This is a genomic window from Pseudomonas sp. B28(2017) (assembly GCF_002113025.1).
In the GTDB taxonomy this organism is placed as follows: Bacteria; Pseudomonadota; Gammaproteobacteria; order Pseudomonadales; family Pseudomonadaceae; genus Aquipseudomonas.
This window is the reverse complement of record NZ_NEJH01000011.1, coordinates 89,854-113,164: the sequence shown is the minus strand read 5'-3', so window position 1 is coordinate 113,164 and position 23,311 is coordinate 89,854. Positions and strand designations below refer to the sequence as shown.

General features: G+C 60.3%; 20 protein-coding genes. All 20 read left to right on the top strand.

Annotated elements, in window-relative coordinates; all coding sequences use genetic code 11:
- Nucleotides 1–155 precede the first annotated feature (155 nt).
- Nucleotides 156–2,381, top strand: coding sequence for an NADP-dependent isocitrate dehydrogenase (locus CAF65_RS22985; RefSeq protein ID WP_085718323.1), 2,226 nt, complete (start codon nucleotides 156–158; stop codon nucleotides 2,379–2,381).
- Nucleotides 2,382–2,594: 213 nt separating this feature from the next.
- Nucleotides 2,595–3,041 (top strand): NUDIX hydrolase, encoded by a 447-nt coding sequence (locus CAF65_RS22980; RefSeq protein WP_085718322.1) that lies wholly within the window; start codon nucleotides 2,595–2,597, stop codon nucleotides 3,039–3,041.
- A 59-nt stretch (nucleotides 3,042–3,100) separates the two neighbouring features.
- A complete protein-coding gene (gene mnmA / locus CAF65_RS22975) occupies nucleotides 3,101–4,246 on the top strand; it encodes a tRNA 2-thiouridine(34) synthase MnmA (RefSeq protein ID WP_085718321.1) in 1,146 nt (381 codons plus the stop codon).
- Nucleotides 4,243–4,866, top strand: a complete 624-nt coding sequence (gene hflD / locus CAF65_RS22970) for a high frequency lysogenization protein HflD (protein ID WP_085718320.1) — start codon at nucleotides 4,243–4,245, stop codon at nucleotides 4,864–4,866. Before mnmA ends, hflD begins: the two co-directional genes overlap by 4 nt.
- Nucleotides 4,867–4,990: 124 nt before the next feature.
- Nucleotides 4,991–6,361 carry an adenylosuccinate lyase gene (purB, locus tag CAF65_RS22965; RefSeq protein ID WP_007940861.1) on the top strand — a complete coding sequence of 457 codons (1,371 nt, stop codon included), beginning with the start codon at nucleotides 4,991–4,993 and terminating at the stop codon, nucleotides 6,359–6,361.
- 86 nt (nucleotides 6,362–6,447) lie between these two features.
- Complete coding sequence (locus tag CAF65_RS22960; protein ID WP_085718319.1) at nucleotides 6,448–7,617, top strand: cupin domain-containing protein; 1,170 nt, start codon at nucleotides 6,448–6,450, stop codon at nucleotides 7,615–7,617.
- Nucleotides 7,610–8,035: a GNAT family N-acetyltransferase gene (locus tag CAF65_RS22955; RefSeq protein WP_085718318.1), complete on the top strand. Its 426-nt coding sequence runs from the start codon at nucleotides 7,610–7,612 to the stop codon at nucleotides 8,033–8,035. Before CAF65_RS22960 ends, CAF65_RS22955 begins: the two co-directional genes overlap by 8 nt.
- A 224-nt stretch (nucleotides 8,036–8,259) precedes the next feature.
- Nucleotides 8,260–9,021: a secretin N-terminal domain-containing protein gene (locus CAF65_RS22950; RefSeq protein ID WP_085718377.1), complete on the top strand. Its 762-nt coding sequence runs from the start codon at nucleotides 8,260–8,262 to the stop codon at nucleotides 9,019–9,021.
- A 476-nt stretch (nucleotides 9,022–9,497) separates the two neighbouring features.
- A complete protein-coding gene (gene aceA / locus CAF65_RS22945; RefSeq protein WP_085718317.1) occupies nucleotides 9,498–10,823 on the top strand; it encodes an isocitrate lyase in 1,326 nt (441 codons plus the stop codon).
- 573 nt (nucleotides 10,824–11,396) lie between these two features.
- A complete protein-coding gene (locus CAF65_RS22940; RefSeq protein ID WP_003223812.1) occupies nucleotides 11,397–11,810 on the top strand; it encodes an NADH-quinone oxidoreductase subunit A in 414 nt (137 codons plus the stop codon).
- A gap of 10 nt (nucleotides 11,811–11,820) precedes the next feature.
- Complete coding sequence (locus CAF65_RS22935; RefSeq protein WP_007970441.1) at nucleotides 11,821–12,495, top strand: NADH-quinone oxidoreductase subunit B family protein; 675 nt, start codon at nucleotides 11,821–11,823, stop codon at nucleotides 12,493–12,495.
- A 73-nt stretch (nucleotides 12,496–12,568) separates the two neighbouring features.
- Nucleotides 12,569–14,353, top strand: a complete 1,785-nt coding sequence (gene nuoC, locus CAF65_RS22930) for an NADH-quinone oxidoreductase subunit C/D (protein ID WP_085718376.1) — start codon at nucleotides 12,569–12,571, stop codon at nucleotides 14,351–14,353.
- 2 nt (nucleotides 14,354–14,355) lie between these two features.
- Nucleotides 14,356–14,853: an NADH-quinone oxidoreductase subunit NuoE gene (gene nuoE, locus CAF65_RS22925; protein WP_007970445.1), complete on the top strand. Its 498-nt coding sequence runs from the start codon at nucleotides 14,356–14,358 to the stop codon at nucleotides 14,851–14,853.
- On the top strand, nucleotides 14,850–16,205 hold the full coding sequence (gene nuoF / locus CAF65_RS22920; protein ID WP_085718316.1) for an NADH-quinone oxidoreductase subunit NuoF: 1,356 nt from the start codon (nucleotides 14,850–14,852) through the stop codon (nucleotides 16,203–16,205). The genes nuoE and nuoF overlap by 4 nt, the downstream gene beginning before the upstream one ends.
- 136 nt (nucleotides 16,206–16,341) lie before the next feature.
- On the top strand, nucleotides 16,342–19,056 hold the full coding sequence (gene nuoG, locus CAF65_RS22915) for an NADH-quinone oxidoreductase subunit NuoG (protein WP_085718315.1): 2,715 nt from the start codon (nucleotides 16,342–16,344) through the stop codon (nucleotides 19,054–19,056).
- Nucleotides 19,053–20,060, top strand: a complete 1,008-nt coding sequence (gene nuoH / locus CAF65_RS22910; RefSeq protein ID WP_085718314.1) for an NADH-quinone oxidoreductase subunit NuoH — start codon at nucleotides 19,053–19,055, stop codon at nucleotides 20,058–20,060. Before nuoG ends, nuoH begins: the two co-directional genes overlap by 4 nt.
- A 12-nt stretch (nucleotides 20,061–20,072) precedes the next feature.
- Nucleotides 20,073–20,618 carry an NADH-quinone oxidoreductase subunit NuoI gene (gene nuoI, locus CAF65_RS22905; RefSeq protein WP_218191728.1) on the top strand — a complete coding sequence of 182 codons (546 nt, stop codon included), beginning with the start codon at nucleotides 20,073–20,075 and terminating at the stop codon, nucleotides 20,616–20,618.
- Between the two features lie 9 nt (nucleotides 20,619–20,627).
- A complete protein-coding gene (gene nuoJ, locus CAF65_RS22900; RefSeq protein WP_085718312.1) occupies nucleotides 20,628–21,131 on the top strand; it encodes an NADH-quinone oxidoreductase subunit J in 504 nt (167 codons plus the stop codon).
- A gap of 2 nt (nucleotides 21,132–21,133) precedes the next feature.
- Nucleotides 21,134–21,442, top strand: a complete 309-nt coding sequence (gene nuoK / locus CAF65_RS22895; protein ID WP_007946416.1) for an NADH-quinone oxidoreductase subunit NuoK — start codon at nucleotides 21,134–21,136, stop codon at nucleotides 21,440–21,442.
- The gene (nuoL, locus tag CAF65_RS22890; RefSeq protein ID WP_085718311.1) at nucleotides 21,439–23,292 is read left to right on the top strand and encodes an NADH-quinone oxidoreductase subunit L; all 1,854 of its coding nucleotides are present in this window, start codon (nucleotides 21,439–21,441) and stop codon (nucleotides 23,290–23,292) included. Before nuoK ends, nuoL begins: the two co-directional genes overlap by 4 nt.
- Nucleotides 23,293–23,311 lie beyond the last annotated feature (19 nt).

The window sequence follows — 23,311 nt, the reverse complement described above, 5'->3', positions numbered from 1 at the left end:
CGCAGCCCCGCTACTTGACACCCTACTGATGCACCCAACATCACAGCAACGAAACCTCGATATTCGGCTCATGGATGACTTTGAACGAACGCGCTTACCCGGCGCCCTCGAGTTTCTGCGCACGCTTTAGCAAAGAAGAGAGAGTTAATCCGAATATGCCCACCCGCTCGAAGATCATCTATACCTTCACCGACGAAGCCCCAGCCCTCGCCACCTATTCTCTGTTGCCTATCATCGAGGCCTACACCGCTTCGGCCGATATCGCCGTTGAAACCCGCGATATCTCTCTTGCAGGGCGCATCCTGGCCAGCTTCCCCGAGCAACTGGGCGACAAAGCCGTAGCCGACCACCTCGCCGAACTGGGCGCCCTGGCCGTTACGCCTGAAGCCAACATCATCAAGCTGCCGAACATCAGTGCTTCGGTTCCACAGCTGCAAGCGGCGATCAAAGAACTGCAAGCCCAGGGCTACAACCTGCCGGACTACCCGGAAACCGTGACCTGCGACGCCGACAAAGAAGCCAAGGCGCGCTACGACAAGGTCAAGGGCAGCGCCGTGAACCCGGTTCTGCGTGAAGGCAACTCCGACCGCCGCGCTCCGCTGTCGGTCAAGAACTACGCACGCAAGCACCCGCACAAAATGGGCGCCTGGGCCAAGGACTCCAAGTCCCACGTTGCGCACATGAGCACCGGCGATTTCTACGGCAGCGAAAAAGCCGCCCTGATCGACGCCGCTGACGCCGTGAAAATCGAACTGATTGCTCAGGACGGCACCTCCACCGTCCTGAAAGAAAAGACCACCGTACAAGCCGGTGAGATCCTCGATTGCGCAGTCATGAGCAAAAACGCCCTGCGCAGCTTCATCGCGGCCGAAATCGAAGACGCCAAGGCACAAGGCGTGCTGCTGTCGGTTCACTTGAAAGCCACCATGATGAAGGTCTCCGACCCGATCATGTTCGGCCAGATCGTTGCCGAGTTCTACAAGGACGCACTGGCCAAGCACGCTGACGTACTGGCACAGATCGGCTTCAACCTGAACAACGGCATTGGCGACCTGTACGCTCGCATCAAGGCATTGCCTGCCGAGCAGCAAGCCGCCATCGAAGCCGACATCCAGGCGGTCTACGCCGTTCGCCCTTCCCTGGCGATGGTCAACTCCGACAAAGGCATCACCAACCTGCACGTGCCGAGCGACGTGATCGTCGACGCCTCGATGCCGGCCATGATCCGTGACTCCGGCAAGATGTGGGGCACCGATGGCCAACTGCACGACACCAAAGCCGTGATCCCGGATCGCTGCTACGCCACCATCTACCAGGCAGTGATCGAAGACTGCAAGGTCAACGGCGCCTTCGATCCAACCACCATGGGCAGCGTGCCAAACGTTGGCCTGATGGCGAAAAAGGCCGAAGAGTACGGCTCCCACGACAAGACTTTCCAGATCAAGGCTGACGGCGTTGTTCGCGTCACCGACAGCAAGGGCAACCTGCTGCTGGAGCAGTCGGTTGAAGCCGGCGACATCTTCCGCATGTGCCAGACCAAAGACGCGCCGATCCAGGACTGGGTCAAACTGGCCGTCAACCGCGCTCGCGCCAGCAGCACTCCGGCGATTTTCTGGCTGGACCCGCTGCGCGCCCACGATGGCGTGGTGATCGAGAAAGTTCAGGCTTACCTGAAGGATCACGACACTGCCGGCCTGGACATCCAGATCATGTCGCCGGTCGACGCCATGAAGTACACCCTGCAGCGCACCCGCGCAGGCAAAGACACCATCTCGGTGACCGGCAACGTATTGCGTGACTACCTGACCGACCTGTTCCCGATCATGGAACTGGGCACCAGCGCCAAGATGCTGTCGATCGTGCCGCTGATGAACGGCGGTGGCCTGTTCGAAACCGGCGCTGGCGGTTCGGCTCCGAAGCACGTTCAGCAATTGCTGGAAGAAAACTTCCTGCGCTGGGATTCGCTGGGTGAATTCCTGGCCCTGGCTGCGTCCCTGGAACACCTGGGCGTGACCTACAACAATCCAAAGGCGCTGGTTCTGGCCAAGACCCTGGACCAGGCCACCGGCCAGTTCCTGGACAACAACAAGTCGCCATCGCGCAAAGTCGGCAACATCGACAACCGCGGCAGCCACTTCTACCTGGCGCTGTACTGGGCTCAAGCCCTGGCTGCCCAGACCGAAGACACTGCACTGCAAGCGCAGTTCGCGACCCTGGCCAAGACCTTGACCGAGAACGAGGCGACCATCGTTGCCGAGCTCAACGCCGTTCAGGGCAAGCCAGTGGACATCGGTGGTTACTACCACGCCGACGCCGAGCTGATCAGCAAGGCCATGCGCCCAAGCGCAACCTTCAACGCGGCTGTCGCTGCGCTGGCTTAAGGCTGTAAGGGAACATCACAAACCCCGGCCAAGTGCCGGGGTTTGTGTTTTTGGTGTTTGCTACAACTCAAATGTGGACACTAACCCCTGTGGGAGCGAGCCTGTTCGCGAAAGCGGTTGATCATTCAACATCAATGCTGACTGACCCACCGCTTTCGCGAGCAGGCTCGCTCCCACATTGATCGCATTCCAAACTTAATCCGAGGACGCTTCATGGACTGGAAACCCCACATCACCGTCGCCACCATCGTCGAAGACAACGGTCGCTTCCTGATGGTCGAAGAATCCAAACACGGACGAACGGTGCTCAACCAGCCCGCCGGCCATCTGGATCCGAACGAAACCCTGACCGAAGCCGCTATCCGTGAAACCCTCGAGGAAACCGGCTGGGACGTCGAACCGACCGGCGTACTGGGCATTTACCTCTACACCGCCCCCAGCAACGGCGTGACATACCAGCGGGTCTGCTTCATCGCCAAAGCGTTGAAACACCATCCCGACTACCAACTGGACGACGGCATTGTCGGCGCCAAGTGGCTGACCCGTGAAGAATTAATCGAACAACGTGCCAACTGGCGCAGCGAGCTGATCATCCGCTGCATCGATGATTATCTGGACGGTAAACACTTCGGCCTCGAATTGATCCGTCCTTCTCTTTAGCCTTGCGGGCTCCAGCCTGTTAGAATCGCGTCCTTTTTCAAGACACTCATTGAATCCCTATGCGTGATCCAGCCCCTTCTGACACACAAAAGAAGCGCGTTATTGTCGGCATGTCCGGCGGCGTGGACTCTTCCGTTTCCGCCCTCCTGCTGATCGAGCAGGGTTATGAGGTGGAAGGCCTGTTCATGAAGAACTGGGAAGAAGACGATGGAACGGAATACTGCACCGCCATGGATGACCTGGCGGACGCCCAGGCCGTATGCGACAAGATTGGCATCAAGCTGCACACCGCCAACTTCGCCGCCGAGTACTGGGACAACGTGTTCGAGCATTTCCTGGCCGAATACAAGGCCGGACGCACGCCGAACCCGGACATCCTGTGCAACCGCGAAATCAAGTTCAAGGCGTTCCTCGACTACGCCATGATGCTCGGCGCCGACCTGATCGCCACCGGTCACTACGTGCGTCGCCGCGACATCGACGGCCGCACCGAGCTGCTCAAGGGCCTGGACCCGAACAAGGACCAGAGCTACTTCCTGCACGCCGTCGGCGGCGAGCAGATCGCCAAGACCCTGTTCCCGGTCGGCGAGCTGGAAAAACCGCAAGTGCGCGCCATTGCCGAGAAATACGAGCTGGCGACCGCGAAGAAAAAGGATTCCACCGGGATCTGCTTTATCGGCGAACGCCGCTTCAGCGATTTCCTCAAGCAGTACCTGCCGGCGCAACCGGGCGAGATCAAGACCACCGAAGGCGAAATCATCGGCCGTCACCACGGCCTGATGTATCACACCATCGGCCAGCGCCAGGGCCTGGGCATTGGCGGACTGAAAGATGCCAGCGATGAGCCGTGGTACGTGCTGATCAAGGACCTGGAACACAACGAACTGATCGTCGGCCAGGGCAACGATCACCCGTGGCTGTTCTCCCGCGCCCTGCTCGCTTCCGATATCTACTGGGTCAACCCGATCGATCTGAGCCAGCCGCGCAAGCTGACCGCCAAGGTCCGTTATCGCCAGGGCGACCAGCCCTGCACCCTGGAAAAGACCGCCACGGGTTATCGCGCAACCTTCGATGATCCGCAACGCGCGGTCACTCCGGGCCAGTCCGTGGTGTTCTATGACGGCGAAGTCTGCCTCGGCGGCGGTGTGATTGAAGTGGCTGAGCCATGGACCAGCAAGGACACTCCCAAAGGCGAGCAACAATGAGCCCCATTCAGGAGCAATTGACAGCACTGGGCGGCGTGTTTCTCGCCGCCGTGCTGGTGGACAGGATTGCCAAGACCGGCCAGACCAACGAGGCCGGCCTGACTTGCATGCTCGGCAGCCTGCTGATTCGCGACCCCAAAGACACTCTGGAAGTCTATGGCGGCGATGACATCAACCTGCGTGAAGGTTATCGCGCCCTGATCGGCGCCCTCGAACGCGACCCAAGCGCCCTGCAGCGCGAGCCGCTGCGCTATGCCCTGGCCATGCTCGGTCTTGAGCGCCAACTGGCAAAGCGCGACGATATGCTCGACGTGATCGGTTTACGCTTGCCGCAGATTCAGTCCCAGGTCGAACACTTCGGCCCGGCGCACGAAAACGTGATCGCCGCGTGCGGCGCGTTGTACCAGGACACCCTGAGCACCCTGCGTCAACGCATCCAGGTGCACGGCGACATGCGCAACCTGCAACAACCGAGCAATGCCTCGAAAATTCGCGCCCTGCTGCTGGCTGGCATTCGTTCGGCGCGCCTGTGGCGGCAATTGGGCGGTCATCGCTGGCAGTTGGTGATCAGCCGCCGCAAATTGCTGAAAGAGCTTTACCCATTGATGCGTAACGAATAACCCGCATCGACAGAACCGAACCTAGCAATACGCGTAATACGCCGGTCAGTTGGCGACGGACCGGCGGATTTTTTCATGTATGATACGCGCCCCATTTCGTTGCCCGACTGTCCGAGAACACCCCATGCAGCTCTCTTCGCTCACTGCGGTTTCCCCTGTTGACGGCCGCTACGCCGGCAAAACCCAGGCCCTGCGCCCAATTTTCAGCGAGTACGGCCTGATCCGCGCCCGCGTCCTGGTTGAAGTACGCTGGCTCCAGCGCCTGGCCGCTCACCCTGCCATCAGCGAAGTGCCGGCGTTCTCCGCCGAAGCCAACGCTGTGCTCAATACCCTGGCGGAAAACTTCTCTCTGGAGCACGCCGAGCGCGTCAAAGAGATCGAGCGCACTACCAACCACGACGTCAAAGCCATCGAATACCTGCTCAAAGAGCAAGCGGCCAAGCTGCCGGAACTGGCCAAAGTCAGCGAGTTCATCCACTTTGCCTGCACCAGCGAGGACATCAACAACCTGTCCCACGCCCTGATGCTGCGCGAAGGCCGTGATGACGTGATGCTGCCGCTGATGCGCCAGACCGCCAATGCCATCCGCGAACTGGCCATCCGCTTCGCCGACGTGCCGATGCTGTCGCGCACCCACGGCCAACCGGCCTCGCCGACCACCCTGGGCAAAGAACTGGCGAACGTGGTCTACCGCCTGGAGCGTCAGATCGCCCAGGTCGCTGCCGTTCCGCTGCTGGGCAAGATCAACGGCGCTGTCGGCAACTACAACGCACACCTGTCGGCCTACCCGGAGATCGACTGGGAAGCCAATGCCCGCGCCTTCATCGAAGATGAGCTGGGCCTGGGCTTCAACCCGTACACCACGCAGATCGAACCCCACGACTACATTGCCGAGCTGTTCGACGCGATCGCACGCTTCAACACCATCCTGATCGACTTCGACCGTGACATCTGGGGCTACATCTCCCTGGGTTATTTCAAACAGCGCACCATCGCTGGCGAAATCGGTTCGTCGACCATGCCGCACAAGGTCAACCCGATCGACTTCGAAAACTCCGAAGGCAACCTGGGCATCGCCAACGCACTGTTCCAGCACCTGGCGAGCAAGCTGCCGATCTCCCGCTGGCAGCGCGACCTGACCGACTCCACCGTGCTGCGCAACCTCGGTGTCGGCTTCGCCCACAGCGTGATCGCGTACGAAGCCAGCCTCAAAGGCATCAGCAAACTGGAGCTCAACGAGCAGAAGATTGCCGCTGACCTGGACGCCTGCTGGGAAGTATTGGCCGAGCCGATCCAGACCGTGATGCGTCGCTACAACATCGAAAACCCATATGAAAAGCTGAAAGAACTGACCCGCGGCAAGGGCATCAGCCCTGAAGCGCTACAGACTTTCATCGACGGCCTGGACATGCCAGCTGCCGCCAAGGCCGAGCTGAAACTGCTCACCCCGGCCAACTACATCGGCAACGCTGTAGCACAAGCCAAACGCATCTGATCGACCGCTAGACCCTTTTAAGACGCCCGGCCGCGCCGGGCGTTTTTATTCCCGTCTGAAAAGTGCATTTTTTCAATAGGTTACACATGAATCCTGATACTCCTCTTCAACTTCTGGGCGGCATCACGGCACGGGAATTCCTGCGCGACTACTGGCAGAAAAAGCCGCTGTTGATCCGTCAGGCGATTCCTGATTTCGAAAGCCCGATCGACGCCGACGAGTTGGCCGGCCTGGCACTGGAAGAAGAAGTCGAATCGCGCCTGATCATCGAGCACGGCGAGCGCCCCTGGGAATTGCGTCGCGGTCCGTTCGCCGAAGACGAATTCAGCAAATTGCCAGAGCGCGAATGGACCCTGCTGGTGCAGGCCGTGGATCAATTCGTGCCGGAAGTCAGCGAACTGCTGGAAAACTTCCGTTTTCTGCCGAGCTGGCGCATCGACGACGTGATGATCAGCTATGCCGCACCGGGTGGCAGCGTTGGTCCGCACTTCGACAACTACGACGTATTCCTGCTGCAAGGCCACGGCAAGCGCAACTGGAAGATCGGCCAGATGTGCAACACCGAAAGCCCGCTGCTGGCCCACGCCGACCTGCGCATCCTCGCTGACTTCGAAGCCACCGACGAATGGGTGCTGGAACCGGGCGACATGCTCTACCTGCCACCACGCCTGGCCCACTGCGGCGTCGCTGTCGATGACTGCATGACCTACTCGGTCGGCTTCCGCGCGCCGAGCGCCGCTGAAGTGCTGACCCACTTCACCGACTTCCTCAGCCAGTTCCTGTCGGACGAAGAACGCTACACCGACGCCGACGCCGTACCGACAGCCGATCCTCACCAGATCCAGCGCGACGCACTCGACCGCTTGAAAGGCCTGCTGGCCGAACACATGAGCGACGAGCGCCTGCTGCTGACCTGGTTCGGCCAGTTCATGACCGAGCCACGCTACCCGGAACTGGTGGTGGGCCCGGAAGACGTCGAAGAAGACGACTTCATGAACGAACTGGAGCAAGGCGCAATCCTGATTCGCAACCCGAGCGCGCGCCTGGCGTGGTCCGAAGTCGACGACGACCTGCTGCTGTTCGCCAGCGGCCAGAGCCGCTATTTGCCGGGCAAACTGCGCGAACTGCTGAAGATGATCTGCGCCGCCGACGCGCTGCACGCCGACAACCTCGGCGAATGGCTGAGCGACGAAGACGGCCGCGGCCTGCTGTGCGAACTGGTCAAGCAAGGAAGCCTGGGGTTCGCCGATGAATAAGATTCACGTACGTGTCGCAGACTGGCAGAAGGACAACGCCGAGATCCGGCGCATTCGTGAAACGGTGTTCGTCGCCGAACAGTCAGTTCCACCCGAACTGGAATGGGATGCCGACGATGCAACTGCCGTGCACTTCCTCGCGTTCGAAGGCGACTTTCCGATTGGCACCGCCCGCTTGCTGCCCGATGGTCACATCGGCAGAGTGTCGGTACTCAAGGACTGGCGCGGCCTGAAAGTCGGCGACGCGCTGATGCAAGCAGTGATTGGCGAAGCCGAAGAGCGCGGCCTGAAGCAGCAGATGCTCAGCGCTCAAGTGCAAGCCACGGCGTTCTATGAGCGCCTGGGCTTCAACATGGTCAGTGAGGAGTTCCTGGAAGCCGGGATTCCGCATGTGGACATGGTTCGCCATTCGGCTTGAGACCGAGGCTCGCTCCCGCATCAGATTGGTGAGCGACGGATAATTTCAGCACCGCCATCGCCCCCTGTGGGAGCGAGCTTGCTCGCGATGGCGGCCTGAAGAACACCACAAAACGCCCTGTTATCTTCGGATACCGGGGCGTTTTGCTGTCTACGATTCAACTTGCCCCATCCAAGGCCGACAAAGTGGCAATATCAAGCCTTTAGAACGCGGAGATAATGGACATGTCCCTACGCACCCTGCTTACCACCCTGCTGCTCGGCTGCAGTTTTTCGGTGATGGCAGCCACAGAAATCATCCCCCTCAAATACCACACCAGCGCCGACCTGCTGTCGGTGGCGCAGGATTTCGTTGGCAAGGAAGGCCAGGTCAGCGCCTATGGCAGTCAACTGATCGTCAACGCCGATCAACGCAAGATCGACGAACTTAAAGCCCTTCTTTCGCAACTCGATACGGCACCCAAACGACTGCTGATCACCGTCGATACCAGCGACAACAACTTCCAGGGTGACCAGGGTTACGCGGTGAACGGCGCGAAGCCAAGCCAGACCCGCATCATCAACTACAGCACCGATAGCCGCGACGGCGGCATTCAGCAAGTGCAGGCCAGCGAAGGCGCACCGGCACTGATCCAGGTCGGCCAGAGCGTGCCGATCACCAGCAGCCAGAGTGACTCCTATGGCGGTTACAGCAGCCAGACCGAGTATCGCAATGTCACCCAGGGTTTCTACGTCACTGCAAACGTCACCGGTGAGATCGTTCACCTGTCGATCAGCACCAACCGTGACCGCATGAGCCAGGAACGTCCCGATGTAGTGAACGTACAAAGCACCGACACAACCGTCACCGGGCACCTCGGTGAGTGGATCCTGCTGGCCGGGGTCAATGGCCAGACCCAGGCCGACAAACAGGGCCTGAGCCGCAGCTACTCGACCCAGAGCCGCAATGACATGACTTTGCGGGTGAAAGTCGACACCCTGGACTAAAGCACCAAAAACTGACTGCCGAGTCGTATTAGACCAAAGATGTAGTGCCACAAAAAAAGCACTACAAAACGTTTGACGAGCCAAAAAAGCGAAGGCATGATGGCCTCGCTCCCGCTAATCAGGGGCCCTGGCAAGGGCCTTCGAGGCGATGTTCGCAACCTACCCCCGCGAACCGCATCGTGTCTGTACCGCCCACAAGGTGTGTTTGACGAGGTTGTCGACTGGAACGAAGTTGTCCCGAGGGACGGAAGCGTAATTAGGTAACCCGGCAGCACACTGATGTTCGTACCAAGGCCCACGACGCCCGAATGCGCCCGCAGTTCGCCTTTACCTGCTCACTTCCCCTCGAGCCGATCGTTCATCCCGTCGCCCTCCCCGCCGAATCCGACTTGACCGCTTAAGCTTCTGGTCAGCGAGCGCAGGAATTTTCCACCGCAGAACAACTTTTCATAAAGACGCGACGAGGTTTATCTCCCATGGCACTGACACGCGAACAGCAAATTGCAGCCCTCGAAAAAGACTGGGCTGAAAACCCGCGCTGGAAAGGCGTGACACGCACTTACTCCGCTGCTGACGTCGTCCGCCTGCGTGGCTCGGTTCAACCTGAGCACACCTTTGCAAAAATGGGCGCCGAGAAGCTGTGGAACCTGGTCACCCAGGGTGCCAAGCCGGCCTTCCGTCCTGAGAAAGATTTCGTCAACTGCATGGGCGCCCTGACCGGCGGCCAGGCTGTACAACAAGTCAAAGCCGGTATCCAGGCGATCTACCTGTCGGGCTGGCAAGTGGCTGCGGACAACAACTCCGCCGAATCGATGTACCCGGACCAGTCGCTGTACCCGGTGGACTCGGTTCCAACCGTGGTCAAGCGTATCAACAACGCGTTCCGTCGCGCCGACCAGATCCAGTGGAAAGCCGGCAAGAACCCGGGCGACGCTGGCTACATCGACTACTTCGCACCCATCGTGGCTGACGCTGAAGCCGGTTTCGGCGGCGTACTGAACGCTTACGAGCTGATGAAGAGCATGATCGAAGCAGGCGCCGCCGGCGTTCACTTCGAAGACCAGCTGGCTTCCGTGAAGAAATGCGGCCACATGGGCGGCAAGGTACTGGTTCCTACCCAGGAAGCCGTACAGAAGCTGATCGCTGCCCGCCTGGCGGCTGACGTTGCCGGCACCCCGACCATCATCCTGGCTCGTACCGACGCCAACGCTGCTGACCTGCTGACTTCCGACTGCGACCCGTACGACCAGCCATTCGTGACTGGCGAACGTACCCAGGAAGGTTTCTACAAGGTTCGCGCCGGCCTGGATCAAGCCATCGCTCGCGGCCTGGCCTACGCGCCGTACGCTGACCTGATCTGGTGCGAAACCGCCAAGCCGGACCTGGAAGAAGCTCGTCGCTTCGCCGAAGCGATCAAGAAGGAATACCCGGACCAACTGCTGTCGTACAACTGCTCGCCTTCCTTCAACTGGAAGAAAAACCTGGACGACGCGACCATTGCCAAGTTCCAGCGCGAACTGTCCGCCATGGGCTACAAGCACCAGTTCATCACCCTGGCCGGCATTCACAACATGTGGCACAGCATGTTCAACCTGGCGCACGACTACGCCCGCAACGACATGACTGCCTACGTGAAGCTGCAAGAGCAGGAATTCGCCGACGCTGCCAAGGGTTACACCTTCGTGGCTCACCAGCAGGAAGTGGGCACCGGCTACTTCGACGACATGACCACCGTGATCCAGGGTGGCTCGTCTTCGGTAACCGCACTGACCGGTTCGACCGAAGAAGAACAGTTCCACTGATCTGCTTCGCTTGAAATATCAGCCGCTGCGGACCGGATAAAAAGCTAACCGCAACGCTGCACATCTGACGCCCCGACTGGTTCGGGGCGTTTTTTTTGCGCGTGATTTCGAAATCACCGTAGATTCCCGTGGGAGCGGGCAAGCCCACAGGGTTGGTGGTGACCTCAAGCGAAAACATTGATCCAGAGCGGTATCAACGTCAGAAAAATCCTCTAAAACGCACACCCCTGCTACTTGCTGTAACGTTCAAACAAGACAACTTCCCGAGTATCCGAGGGGCAAACAGTTTAAAAACCACCACAAACAATATTGATTATCATTTAGACACAGCTATGTTCGTTACATTCCCTACAAAACATTATTTGCGAAAAGACCCCTAATGCCCGCAACGCAAGGGCTACCGGGTTCTGCAGACTCGTTATGTCCTTATTCCTATAAATAATTTCGCTATAGGAATTTTACTTGCCGGGTGTTTAGCCATAAAATCAGCGGGATTGATTGCTGCGACATATCGTCACTGCTTTGTTTCTTTTCAAGCTCAGAGACCTTTGCTCTCTGTTAAGGATTACCAGCATGCCCGAAGCGACAGGACTCATGGCCCACAACTGGGGCTTTGCCATTTTCCTTCTAGGCGTTGTCGGCCTCTGTGCCTTCATGTTGGGCGTTTCCAGCCTACTCGGGTCAAAAGCCTGGGGCCGCAGCAAAAACGAACCGTTCGAGTCCGGCATGCTACCTACAGGTGGCGCCCGCTTGCGGCTCTCAGCCAAATTCTATCTGGTCGCGATGCTCTTCGTGATCTTCGATATCGAAGCCCTCTTTCTCTTTGCATGGTCTGTGTCCGTCCGCGAAAGCGGCTGGACCGGATTCGTCGAAGCTCTCGTTTTCATAGCAATTCTGTTGGCAGGCCTTGTCTACCTATTCCGAGTGGGCGCCCTTGACTGGGCTCCGGAAGCTCGGCGCAAGCGGCAAGCGAAGCTGAAACAATGAGGCTTTGGCAATGCAATACAATCTCACCAGGATCGACCCCGATGCTCCTAACGAGCAGTATCCGATTGGCCAACGGGAAACCGTTTCCGATCCGTTAGAAGATCAAGTCCACAAAAACATTTTCATGGGCAAGCTCGAAGACGTGCTCAACGGCACGATCAACTGGGGGCGCAAGAACTCCCTGTGGCCGTATAACTTCGGTCTTTCGTGCTGCTACGTGGAAATGACCACCGCCTTCACGGCGCCCCACGACATCGCGCGCTTTGGCGCCGAGGTTATCCGGGCATCGCCGCGTCAGGCGGATTTCATGGTTATCGCCGGTACCTGCTTCATCAAGATGGCGCCGATCATTCAGCGTCTCTACGAGCAAATGCTCGAGCCTAAATGGGTCATTTCCATGGGTTCGTGCGCCAACTCCGGTGGCATGTACGACATCTACTCCGTCGTTCAAGGGGTGGACAAGTTCCTGCCCGTGGACGTCTACGTGCCTGGCTGCCCGCCCCGCCCTGAAGCTTTCCTGCAAGGCCTGATGCTGTTGCAGGAGTCGATTGGCCAGGAGCGTCGCCCACTTTCCTGGGTCGTTGGCGATCAAGGCGTGTACCGCGCCGAGATGCCTTCCGAGAAGGAAAAGCGCCGCGAACAGCGTATTCAGGTAACCAACCTGCGCAGCCCCGACGAAGTCTGATCCAGATCTGTTTCTTTTCATAGAACGAGAACCTGGCTTCATTCTTTACGTTGACCGAAAGCGATAAATGACCATGACTACAGGCAGTGCTCTGTACATCCCGCCTTACAAGGCAGACGACCAGGATGTGGTCGTCGAACTGAACAACCGTTTTGGCCCGGAGGCGTTCACCGCCCAGCCTACCCGCACCGGCATGCCGGTGCTTTGGGTTGCCCGCGCCAAACTCGTCGAAGTCCTGACTTTCCTGCGTAACCTGCCCAAGCCGTACGTCATGCTCTATGACCTGCACGGCGTGGACGAGCGCCTGCGTACCAAACGTCAAGGACTGCCGAACGGCGTCGACTTCTCCGTGTTCTACCACCTGATGTCGATCGAACGTAATAGTGACGTGATGATCAAGGTCGCCTTGTCCGAGAGCGACCTCAGCTTGCCGACCGTCACCAGCATCTGGCCGAACGCCAACTGGTACGAGCGTGAAGTCTGGGACATGTACGGCATCGACTTCAAAGGCCACCCTCACCTGTCGCGCATCATGATGCCGCCGACCTGGGAAGGTCACCCGCTGCGCAAGGACTTCCCGGCCCGCGCCACCGAGTTCGACCCGTTCACCCTGAACCTGGCCAAGCAACAGCTCGAGGAAGAGTCTGCGCGCTTCAAGCCTGAAGACTGGGGCATGAAGCGTTCCGGCCCGAACGAGGACTACATGTTCCTCAACCTCGGCCCGAACCACCCGTCCGCGCACGGTGCGTTCCGCATCATCCTGCAACTGGACGGTGAAGAGATCGTCGACTGCGTACCGGACATCGGCTACCACCACCGTGGTGCCGAGAAAATGGCCGAGCGTCAGTCCTGGCACAGCTTCATCCCGTACACCGACCGTATCGACTACCTCGGCGGCGTGATGAACAACCTGCCGTACGTGCTCTCGGTCGAGAAGCTGGCCGGCATCAAGGTGCCGGAGAAGGTCGACGTCATCCGCATCATGATGGCCGAGTTCTTCCGGATCACCAGCCACCTGCTGTTCCTGGGTACCTACATCCAGGACGTCGGCGCCATGACCCCGGTGTTCTTCACCTTCACCGACCGTCAGCGTGCGTACACCGTGATCGAAGCCATCACCGGTTTCCGTCTGCACCCGGCCTGGTACCGTATTGGCGGCGTCGCCCACGACCTGCCTCGCGGCTGGGAAAAACTGGTCAAGGATTTCGTCGAGTGGATGCCCAAGCGTCTGGACGAATACCAGAAGGCTGCCCTGGACAACAGCATCCTGCGTGGCCGGACCATCGGCGTCGCCGACTACAACACCAAAGAGGCCCTGGAATGGGGCATCACCGGTGCCGGCCTGCGTTCGACCGGTTGCGATTTCGACGTGCGTAAGGCGCGTCCGTACTCGGGCTACGAGAACTTCGAATTCGAAGTGCCGCTGGCTGCCAATGGCGATGCCTACGACCGCTGCATCGTGCGTGTCGAGGAGATGCGCCAGAGCATCAGGATCATCGACCAGTGCCTGCGCAACATGCCGGAAGGCCCGTACAAGGCGGATCACCCGCTGACCACGCCGCCGCCGAAAGAACGCACCCTGCAGCACATCGAAACCTTGATCACACACTTCCTGCAAGTTTCGTGGGGCCCGGTCATGCCGGCCAACGAATCCTTCCAGATGATCGAAGCGACCAAGGGCATCAACAGTTATTACCTGACGAGCGATGGCGGCACCATGAGCTACCGCACCCGGATTCGTACCCCAAGTTTCGCCCACCTGCAGCAGATCCCTTCGGTGATCAAAGGCAGCATGGTCGCGGACTTGATTGCGTACCTGGGTAGTATCGATTTCGTTATGGCCGACGTGGACCGCTAAGCATGAACAGCACGCTTATCCAGACAGACCGTTTCGCCTTGAGCGAAACCGAGCGCTCGGCCATCGAGCACGAGTTGCATCACTACGAAGACCCGCGCGCGGCGTCCATCGAAGCCCTGAAGATCGTCCAGAAGGAGCGCGGCTGGGTGCCGGACGGCGCCCTGTACGCCATCGGCGAGATCCTCGGCATCCCGGCCAGCGACGTTGAAGGCGTGGCGACGTTCTACAGCCAGATCTTCCGTCAGCCGGTCGGCCGCCACATCATTCGCGTCTGCGACAGCATGGTCTGCTACATCGGCGGGCACGAGTCGGTGGTCAGCGAAATCCAGAGCAAACTGGGCATCGGCTTGGGTCAGACCACCGCCGACGGTCGTTTCACCCTGCTGCCGGTCTGCTGCCTCGGCAACTGCGACAAGGCACCGGCGTTGATGATCGACGACGACACTTTCGGTGATGTTCAGCCAGCAGGCGTTGCCAAATTGCTCGAGGGCTACGTATGACCCTGACTTCCTTCGGTCCTGCCAACCGCATCAAGCGTTCGGCCGAGACTCACCCGCTCACCTGGCGCCTGCGTGACGACGGCGAACCCGTCTGGCTTGACGAGTACCAGGCCAAGAGCGGTTACGCCGCAGCGCGCAAGGCCTTCGCCGACATGGCCCAGGACGACATCGTCCAGACCGTGAAGGATTCCGGCCTCAAGGGTCGCGGCGGTGCCGGCTTCCCCACTGGCGTGAAATGGGGCCTGATGCCCAAGGACGAATCCATCAACATCCGCTACCTGCTGTGCAACGCGGATGAAATGGAGCCGAACACCTGGAAAGACCGCATGCTGATGGAGCAACTGCCCCATCTGCTGATCGAAGGCATGCTGATCAGTGCCCGCGCACTGAAAACCTACCGTGGCTACATCTTCCTGCGTGGCGAATACACCACCGCCGCCAGGCACTTGAACCGTGCCGTGGAAGAAGCCAAGGCAGCGGGGCTGCTGGGTAAAAACATTTTGGGCAGTGGGTTCGATTTCGAGCTGTTCGTCCACACCGGTGCCGGGCGTTACATCTGCGGTGAAGAAACCGCACTGATCAACTCCCTCGAAGGCCGTCGCGCCAACCCGCGCTCCAAGCCGCCCTTCCCTGCCGCCGTGGGCGTGTGGGGCAAGCCGACTTGCGTGAACAACGTTGAAACCCTCTGCAACGTCCCGGCGATCATTGCCGACGGCGTGGACTGGTACAAATCGTTGGCCCGCGAAGGCAGCGACGACATGGGCACCAAGCTCATGGGCTTCTCCGGCAAGGTGAAGAACCCGGGCCTGTGGGAACTGCCATTCGGCGTCACCGCTCGCGAGCTGTTCGAAGACTACGCCGGTGGCATGCGCGACGGTTACAAGCTCAAGTGCTGGCAGCCTGGTGGCGCCGGTACCGGCTTCCTGTTGCCGGAGCACCTGGACGCTCAAATGTACGCCGGCGGCATCGCCAAGGTAGGCACCCGTATGGGTACTGGCCTGGCGATGGCGGTGGACGACAGCATCAACATGGTGTCCCTGCTGCGCAACATGGAGCAATTCTTCGCTCGCGAATCCTGTGGTTTCTGCACCCCGTGCCGTGATGGCTTGCCATGGAGCGTCAAGCTCCTGATGGCCATCGAGAACGGCGAAGGCCAGCCAGGCGACATCGAGACCCTGCTGGGTCTGGTCGGTTTCCTCGGCCCGGGCAAGACCTTCTGTGCTCACGCACCGGGCGCCGTGGAGCCGTTGGGCAGCGCAATCAAATACTTCCGTCCAGAGTTCGAAGCCGGCATCGCGCCTGTCAGCGCCGCCGTCCCGCCTCTGGCAAGGCCGATCGTAGTCGGCGCGTAAATGCTTAAAAAGGCGAAGGGTCCGTGCCCTTCGCCTTTCGTGTGATGACGCCGCAAGCGGCTGTGTTGATTCACGCGAATGACAAGATTCCATTAGCCACGCCCGCTGACACCGGGCCAACGAAGAACTTTGAACCATGGCCACTATCCACGTAGACGGCAAAGAGCTCGAAGTCGATGGGGCAGACAACCTGTTACAGGCATGTCTGTCGCTAGGCCTCGATATCCCTTATTTCTGCTGGCACCCTGCCCTTGGCAGCGTTGGCGCTTGCCGCCAGTGCGCGGTCAAGCAGTACACCGACGAGAACGACACCCGTGGTCGTATCGTCATGTCCTGCATGACCCCTGCCACCGACAACACCTGGATCTCCATCGAAGATGAAGAGTCCAAGGCATTCCGCGCCAGTGTTGTTGAATGGCTGATGACCAACCACCCTCACGACTGCCCGGTCTGTGAGGAAGGCGGTCACTGCCACCTGCAAGACATGACGGTAATGACCGGCCACAACGAGCGCCGCTACCGTTTCACCAAGCGTACCCACCAGAACCAGCAACTGGGCCCGTTCATTTCCCACGAAATGAACCGCTGCATCGCTTGCTACCGCTGCGTGCGCTTCTACAAGGACTACGCCGGCGGCACCGACCTCGGTGTGTACGGCGCCCACGACAACGTGTACTTCGGTCGCGTTGAAGATGGCACCCTGGAAAGCGAGTTCTCCGGCAACCTCACCGAGGTTTGTCCGACCGGCGTGTTCACCGACAAGACGCACTCCGAGCGCTACAACCGCAAGTGGGACATGCAGTTCTCGCCGAGCATCTGCCATGGCTGCTCCAGCGGTTGCAACATCTCCCCGGGCGAGCGTTACGGCGAACTGCGTCGCATCGAAAACCGCTATAACGGTTCGGTGAACCAGTACTTCCTGTGCGACCGTGGCCGTTTCGGTTATGGCTATGTCAACCGCAAGGATCGCCCACGTCAGCCACTGCTGGCCAACGGCGCGAAACTGAGTCTGGACGAAGCACTGGATAAAGCCGCCGACCTGCTGCGCGGCCGCAACATCGTCGGTATCGGTTCGCCACGCGCCAGCCTCGAAAGCAACTACGCGCTGCGCGAACTGGTCGGTGCCGAACACTTCTACTCGGGTATCGAAGCTTCCGAGCTGGAGCGCATCCGCCTGGTCCTGCAAGTGCTCAAGGACAGCCCGCTGCCTGTGCCGAACATGCGCGACATCGAAGACCACGACGCCGTGTTCGTCCTCGGTGAAGACCTGACCCAGACCGCTGCGCGCATGGCCCTGGCCCTGCGTCAATCGGTCAAGGGCAAGGCCGAAGACATGGCCGACGCCATGCGTGTCCAGCCTTGGCTCGACGCCGCGGTGAAAAACATCGGTCAGCACGCGCTGAACCCGCTGTTCATCGCCAGCCTGGCTGAAACCAAACTCGACGACGTGGCCGAAGAGTGCGTTCACGCAGCTCCCGACGACCTGGCCCGCATCGGTTTCGCCGTGGCTCACGCCCTCGATGCCAGCGCTCCAGCCGTCGAAGGCCTGGACGCCGAGGCCCTCGAGCTGGCCAAGCGCATTGCCGACGCCCTGCTCGCGGCCAAGCGCCCACTGATCATCGCCGGTACTTCCCTGGGCTCCAAAGCGCTGATCGAAGCCGCTGCCAACATTGCGAAAGCCCTGAAGCTGCGCGAGAAGAACGGTTCCATCAGCCTGATCGTGCCGGAGGCCAACAGCCTCGGCCTGGCCATGCTCGGTGGTGAATCGGTCGACGCCGCGCTGCAAGCGGTGATCGACGGCCGTGCCGACGCCATCGTCGTGCTGGAAAACGATCTGTACACCCGTACCGACAAAGCCCGTGTCGATGCCGCCCTGACCGCTGCGAAAGTGGTCATCGTCGCCGACCATCAGAAGACCGCCACCAGCGATCGCGCGCACCTGGTCCTGCCAGCCGCCAGCTTCGCTGAAGGCGACGGTACCCTGGTCAGCCAGGAAGGCCGCGCCCAGCGCTTCTTCCAGGTTTTCGACCCGCAGTACATGGACGCCAGTATCCTGGTTCACGAAGGCTGGCGCTGGCTGCACGCCCTGCGCGCCACCCTGCTGAATCAGCCGATCGACTGGACCCAACTGGACCACGTCACTGCAGCCGTGGCTTCGAGCACTCCCCAGCTGGCGGCCATCGTCGACGCTGCACCGTCCTCCGCGTTCCGTATCAAAGGCTTGAAACTGGCCCGCGAACCGCTGCGTTACTCCGGTCGTACCGCCATGCGCGCCGACATCAGCGTGCACGAACCGCGTACCCCGCAGGACAAGGACACCGCGTTCGCCTTCTCGATGGAAGGTTACTCGGGTTCGGCCGAACCGCGTCAGCAAGTGCCATTCGCCTGGTCTCCAGGCTGGAACTCGCCGCAAGCCTGGAACAAGTTCCAGGACGAAGTCGGTGGTCACATCCGCGCTGGCGACCCGGGCACCCGCCTGATCGAAAGCACCGGAGACTCGCTGAACTGGTTCGCCAGTGTTCCGCGCGCGTTCAATCCGGCCCAGGGCACCTGGCAGGTCGTGCCGTTCTTCCACCTGTTCGGCAGCGAAGAGAACTCTTCGAAAGCCGCTCCGGTTCAGGAACGCATTCCAGCTGCCTACGTCGCACTGGCCAAGTCCGAAGCTGACCGCTTGGGCGTCAACGACGGTGCCATGCTGAGCTTCAACGTGGCCGGCCAGACCTTGCGTCTGCCGCTGCGCATCAATGAAGAGCTGGGCGCCGGCCTGGTGGCACTGCCTGCGGGCATCGCCGGCATTCCGCCAGCAATCTTTGGCAAATCCGTTGACGGTCTGCAGGAGGCAGCTCAATGACCTGGTTCACTCCTGAAGTGATCGACATCATCATCGCGGTCCTCAAGGCCGTGGTGATCCTGCTTGCCGTGGTGATCTGCGGCGCCCTGCTCAGCTGGGTCGAGCGTCGCTTGCTCGCCCTCTGGCAGGACCGTTACGGCCCGAACCGCGTGGGTCCGTTCGGTGCGTTCCAGATCGCTGCCGACATGATCAAAATGTTCTTCAAGGAAGACTGGACGCCGCCGTTCGCCGACAAGATGATCTTCACCCTGGCACCAGTCGTGGCCATGAGCGCCCTGCTGATTGCCTTCGCGATCATCCCGATCACCCCGACCTGGGGCGTGGCGGACCTGAACATCGGTATCCTGTTCTTCTTCGCCATGGCCGGTCTGTCGGTCTACGCGGTGCTGTTCGCCGGTTGGTCGAGCAACAACAAGTTCGCCCTGCTGGGCAGCTTGCGTGCCTCGGCACAGACCGTGTCGTACGAAGTGTTCATGGGCCTGTCGCTGATGGGCATCGTGATCCAGGCCGGCTCGTTCAACATGCGCGACATCGTCGACTACCAGGCCCAGCATCTGTGGTTCATCATTCCGCAGATCTTCGGTTTCCTGACCTTCTTCATCGCTGGCGTGGCCGTGACTCACCGTCACCCGTTCGACCAGCCGGAAGCGGAACAGGAACTGGCCGACGGTTACCACATTGAATACGCCGGCATGAAATGGGGCATGTTCTTCGTGGGTGAGTACATCGGCATCGTGTTGATTTCGGCACTGCTGGTGACCTTGTTCTTCGGTGGCTGGCACGGTCCGTTCGGCATCCTGCCACAGATCCCGTTCATCTGGTTCGCACTGAAAACCGCGTTCTTCATCATGATCTTCATCCTGTTGCGCGCTTCGATTCCGCGCCCACGGTATGACCAAGTGATGGATTTCAGCTGGAAGTTCTGCCTGCCGCTGACCCTCGTCAACATGCTGGTGACCGCTGCGATCGTGTTGCTCGACACGCCCGCCGTCGCGGCTCAGTGAGGATAGAGAATCATGAAGTACATTTTTGACATCGTGCATGGCCTCTACACCCAGCTTCGCAGCCTGGTGATGATCTTCGGCCACGCCTTCCGCAAGCGTGACACGCTGCAGTACCCGGAGGAACCGGTCTACCTGCCGCCGCGCTACCGTGGGCGTATCGTCCTGACCCGCGACCCCGACGGCGAAGAGCGTTGCGTAGCCTGCAACCTGTGCGCCGTGGCGTGCCCGGTCGGTTGCATCTCGCTGCAGAAAGCTGAAACCGAAGACGGTCGCTGGTACCCGGACTTCTTCCGCATCAACTTCTCGCGCTGCATTTTCTGCGGCCTCTGCGAGGAAGCCTGCCCGACCACCGCAATCCAGCTGACACCGGATTTCGAAATGGCCGAGTTCAAACGTCAGGACCTGGTTTACGAGAAAGAAGATCTGCTGATCTCCGGCCCCGGCAAAAACCCTGATTACAACTTCTATCGTGTTGCAGGTATGGCGATTGCCGGGAAGCCGAAAGGCTCCGCGCAAAATGAAGCCGAACCGGTCAACGTGAAGAGCTTGCTGCCTTAAGGAAGAAAGATGGAATTCGCTTTCTATTTCGCATCGGGTATCGCTGTGGTGTCCACGCTTCGCGTGATCACCAACACCAACCCTGTGCACGCCCTGCTCTACCTGATCATTTCGTTGATCGCCGTGGCGATGACGTTCTTCGCCCTCGGCGCGCCGTTTGCCGGTGTACTGGAAGTGATCGCCTACGCTGGCGCCATCATGGTGCTGTTCGTGTTCGTGGTAATGATGCTGAACCTGGGCCCGGCCTCGGTTCAGCAAGAGCGCGTCTGGCTCAAGCCCGGTATCTGGGGCGGCCCGGTCGCCCTCGCCGCGCTGCTGCTGGTGGAACTGCTGTATGTGCTGTTCTCCCACCAGAGCGGCCAGGCCGTCGGTCACACCACCGTAGACGCCAAGGCCGTGGGCATCAGCCTGTTCGGTCCTTACCTGCTGGTGGTCGAACTCGCCTCGATGCTGCTGCTCGCCGCAGCCGTCACGGCGTTCCATCTGGGCCGTAACGAAGCCAAGGAGCAATGACGATGCCTGCTATCCCCATGGAGCATGGTCTGGCGGTTGCCGGCATCCTGTTCTGCCTCGGCCTGGTCGGCCTGATGGTCCGCCGCAACATCCTCTTCGTGCTGATGAGCCTGGAGGTCATGATGAATGCCTCCGCTTTGGCGTTCATCGTTGCCGGTAGCCGCTGGGCGCAACCGGATGGACAGATCATGTTCATCCTGGTGATCAGCCTGGCAGCCGCCGAGGCCAGTATTGGCCTGGCGATCCTGCTGCAACTGTATCGCCGCTTCCACACGCTCGATATCGACGCTGCCAGTGAGATGCGCGGATGAATCTTCTCTATCTGACTTTCCTGTTCCCTCTCATAGGTTTCCTGCTGCTGGCGTTTTCTCGCGGCCGCCTCTCGGAAAACCTGTCGGCGCTGATCGGCGTCGGTTCCGTCGGCTTGTCTGCCATCGTCGCGGCTTACGTGATCTGGCAATTCAACGTCGCACCACCGGAAGGCGGTCACTACACCCTGGTGTTGTGGCAGTGGATGGCGGTGGAAGGCTTCACGCCGAACTTCGCGCTGTACCTGGATGGTCTGTCCCTGACCATGCTTGGTGTGGTGGTCGGCGTCGGCTTCCTGATCCACCTGTTCGCTTCCTGGTACATGCGCGGTGAAGACGGCTACTCGCGTTTCTTCGCGTACACCAACCTGTTTATCGCCAGCATGCTGTTCCTGGTGCTGGGCGATAACCTGTTGTTCCTGTACTTCGGCTGGGAAGGCGTGGGCCTGTGCTCGTACCTGTTGATCGGTTTCTACTACAGCAACCGCAACAACGGTAACGCGGCACTCAAGGCCTTCATCGTGACCCGTATCGGTGACGTGTTCATGGCCATCGGCCTGTTCATCCTGTTTGCCCAACTGGGCACGCTGAACGTTCAGGAACTGCTGGTGCTGGCACCGCAGAAATTCCAGGCCGGCAATATCTGGATGGTCCTGGCCACCCTGATGCTGCTGGGCGGCGCTGTCGGTAAATCCGCGCAACTGCCGCTGCAAACCTGGCTGGCGGACGCGATGGCCGGCCCTACTCCGGTTTCGGCACTGATCCACGCTGCAACCATGGTGACCGCGGGTGTCTACCTGATCGCCCGTACCCACGGCCTGTTCACCCTGGCGCCGGAAATCCTGCATCTGGTCGGCATCGTCGGTGGCGTGACCCTGGTTCTGGCCGGCTTCGCGGCTCTGGTTCAGACCGACATCAAGCGTATCCTCGCCTACTCGACCATGAGCCAGATCGGCTACATGTTCCTGGCCCTGGGCGTCGGTGCCTGGGATGGCGCGATCTTCCACCTGATGACCCACGCCTTCTTCAAGGCCCTGTTGTTCCTTGCTTCCGGTGCGGTGATCGTTGCCTGCCACCACGAGCAGGACATCTTCAAGATGGGCGGTCTGTGGAAGAAACTGCCACTGGCCTACGCCAGCTTCATCGTCGGCGGCGCGGCCCTCGCGGCCCTGCCTCTTGTAACCGCAGGCTTCTACTCCAAGGACGAAATCCTCTGGGAAGCGTTCGCCAGCGGCAACCACGGTCTGCTGTATGCGGGCCTGGTCGGCGCGTTCATGACCTCGCTGTACACCTTCCGCCTGATCTTCATCGCGTTCCACGGTGAAGCGAAGACCGAAGCCCACGCCGGTCACGGCATCGCCCACTGGCTGCCACTGTCGGTGCTGATCGTATTGTCCACCGCCATCGGCGCGATGATCGTTCCACCACTTCACGGCGTACTGCCGGAAAGCGTCGGCCATGCCGGCGGCGAAGCCAAGCACAGCCTGGAAATCGCCTCGGGCGCCATCGCCCTTTCCGGCATCCTGCTGGCCGCACTGCTGTTCCTCGGCAAGCGTCGCTTCGTCACCGCCATCGCCAACAGCGGCATCGGCCGTATCCTGTCGGCCTGGTGGTTCGCTGCCTGGGGCTTCGACTGGATCTACGACAAACTGTTCGTCAAGCCATACCTGGCGATCAACCACATCCTGCGCAAAGACCCGCTGGACCAGACCATCGGTCTGATCCCGCGTATGGCCAAAGGCGGTCACACCGCCCTGAGCCGTACCGAGACCGGTCAACTGCGTTGGTACGCCGCCTCGATGGCTGCTGGTGCCGTACTGGTTATCGGCGCCGTCGTGCTGGTAGCGGTCTGATATGAACCTTGCGAACTTG

What these genes read in the sequence shown, in the direction of transcription:
- CAF65_RS22985 (WP_085718323.1), top strand. Translation starts at nt 156, where the DNA reads ATGCCCACCCGCTCGAAGATCATCTATACCTTCACCGACGAAGCCCCA.
- CAF65_RS22980 (WP_085718322.1), top strand. Translation starts at nt 2,595, where the DNA reads ATGGACTGGAAACCCCACATCACCGTCGCCACCATCGTCGAAGACAAC.
- mnmA (WP_085718321.1), top strand. Translation starts at nt 3,101, where the DNA reads ATGCGTGATCCAGCCCCTTCTGACACACAAAAGAAGCGCGTTATTGTC.
- hflD (WP_085718320.1), top strand. Translation starts at nt 4,243, where the DNA reads ATGAGCCCCATTCAGGAGCAATTGACAGCACTGGGCGGCGTGTTTCTC.
- purB (WP_007940861.1), top strand. Translation starts at nt 4,991, where the DNA reads ATGCAGCTCTCTTCGCTCACTGCGGTTTCCCCTGTTGACGGCCGCTAC.
- CAF65_RS22960 (WP_085718319.1), top strand. Translation starts at nt 6,448, where the DNA reads ATGAATCCTGATACTCCTCTTCAACTTCTGGGCGGCATCACGGCACGG.
- CAF65_RS22955 (WP_085718318.1), top strand. Translation starts at nt 7,610, where the DNA reads ATGAATAAGATTCACGTACGTGTCGCAGACTGGCAGAAGGACAACGCC.
- CAF65_RS22950 (WP_085718377.1), top strand. Translation starts at nt 8,260, where the DNA reads ATGTCCCTACGCACCCTGCTTACCACCCTGCTGCTCGGCTGCAGTTTT.
- aceA (WP_085718317.1), top strand. Translation starts at nt 9,498, where the DNA reads ATGGCACTGACACGCGAACAGCAAATTGCAGCCCTCGAAAAAGACTGG.
- CAF65_RS22940 (WP_003223812.1), top strand. Translation starts at nt 11,397, where the DNA reads ATGCCCGAAGCGACAGGACTCATGGCCCACAACTGGGGCTTTGCCATT.
- CAF65_RS22935 (WP_007970441.1), top strand. Translation starts at nt 11,821, where the DNA reads ATGCAATACAATCTCACCAGGATCGACCCCGATGCTCCTAACGAGCAG.
- nuoC (WP_085718376.1), top strand. Translation starts at nt 12,569, where the DNA reads ATGACTACAGGCAGTGCTCTGTACATCCCGCCTTACAAGGCAGACGAC.
- nuoE (WP_007970445.1), top strand. Translation starts at nt 14,356, where the DNA reads ATGAACAGCACGCTTATCCAGACAGACCGTTTCGCCTTGAGCGAAACC.
- nuoF (WP_085718316.1), top strand. Translation starts at nt 14,850, where the DNA reads ATGACCCTGACTTCCTTCGGTCCTGCCAACCGCATCAAGCGTTCGGCC.
- nuoG (WP_085718315.1), top strand. Translation starts at nt 16,342, where the DNA reads ATGGCCACTATCCACGTAGACGGCAAAGAGCTCGAAGTCGATGGGGCA.
- nuoH (WP_085718314.1), top strand. Translation starts at nt 19,053, where the DNA reads ATGACCTGGTTCACTCCTGAAGTGATCGACATCATCATCGCGGTCCTC.
- nuoI (WP_218191728.1), top strand. Translation starts at nt 20,073, where the DNA reads ATGAAGTACATTTTTGACATCGTGCATGGCCTCTACACCCAGCTTCGC.
- nuoJ (WP_085718312.1), top strand. Translation starts at nt 20,628, where the DNA reads ATGGAATTCGCTTTCTATTTCGCATCGGGTATCGCTGTGGTGTCCACG.
- nuoK (WP_007946416.1), top strand. Translation starts at nt 21,134, where the DNA reads ATGCCTGCTATCCCCATGGAGCATGGTCTGGCGGTTGCCGGCATCCTG.
- nuoL (WP_085718311.1), top strand. Translation starts at nt 21,439, where the DNA reads ATGAATCTTCTCTATCTGACTTTCCTGTTCCCTCTCATAGGTTTCCTG.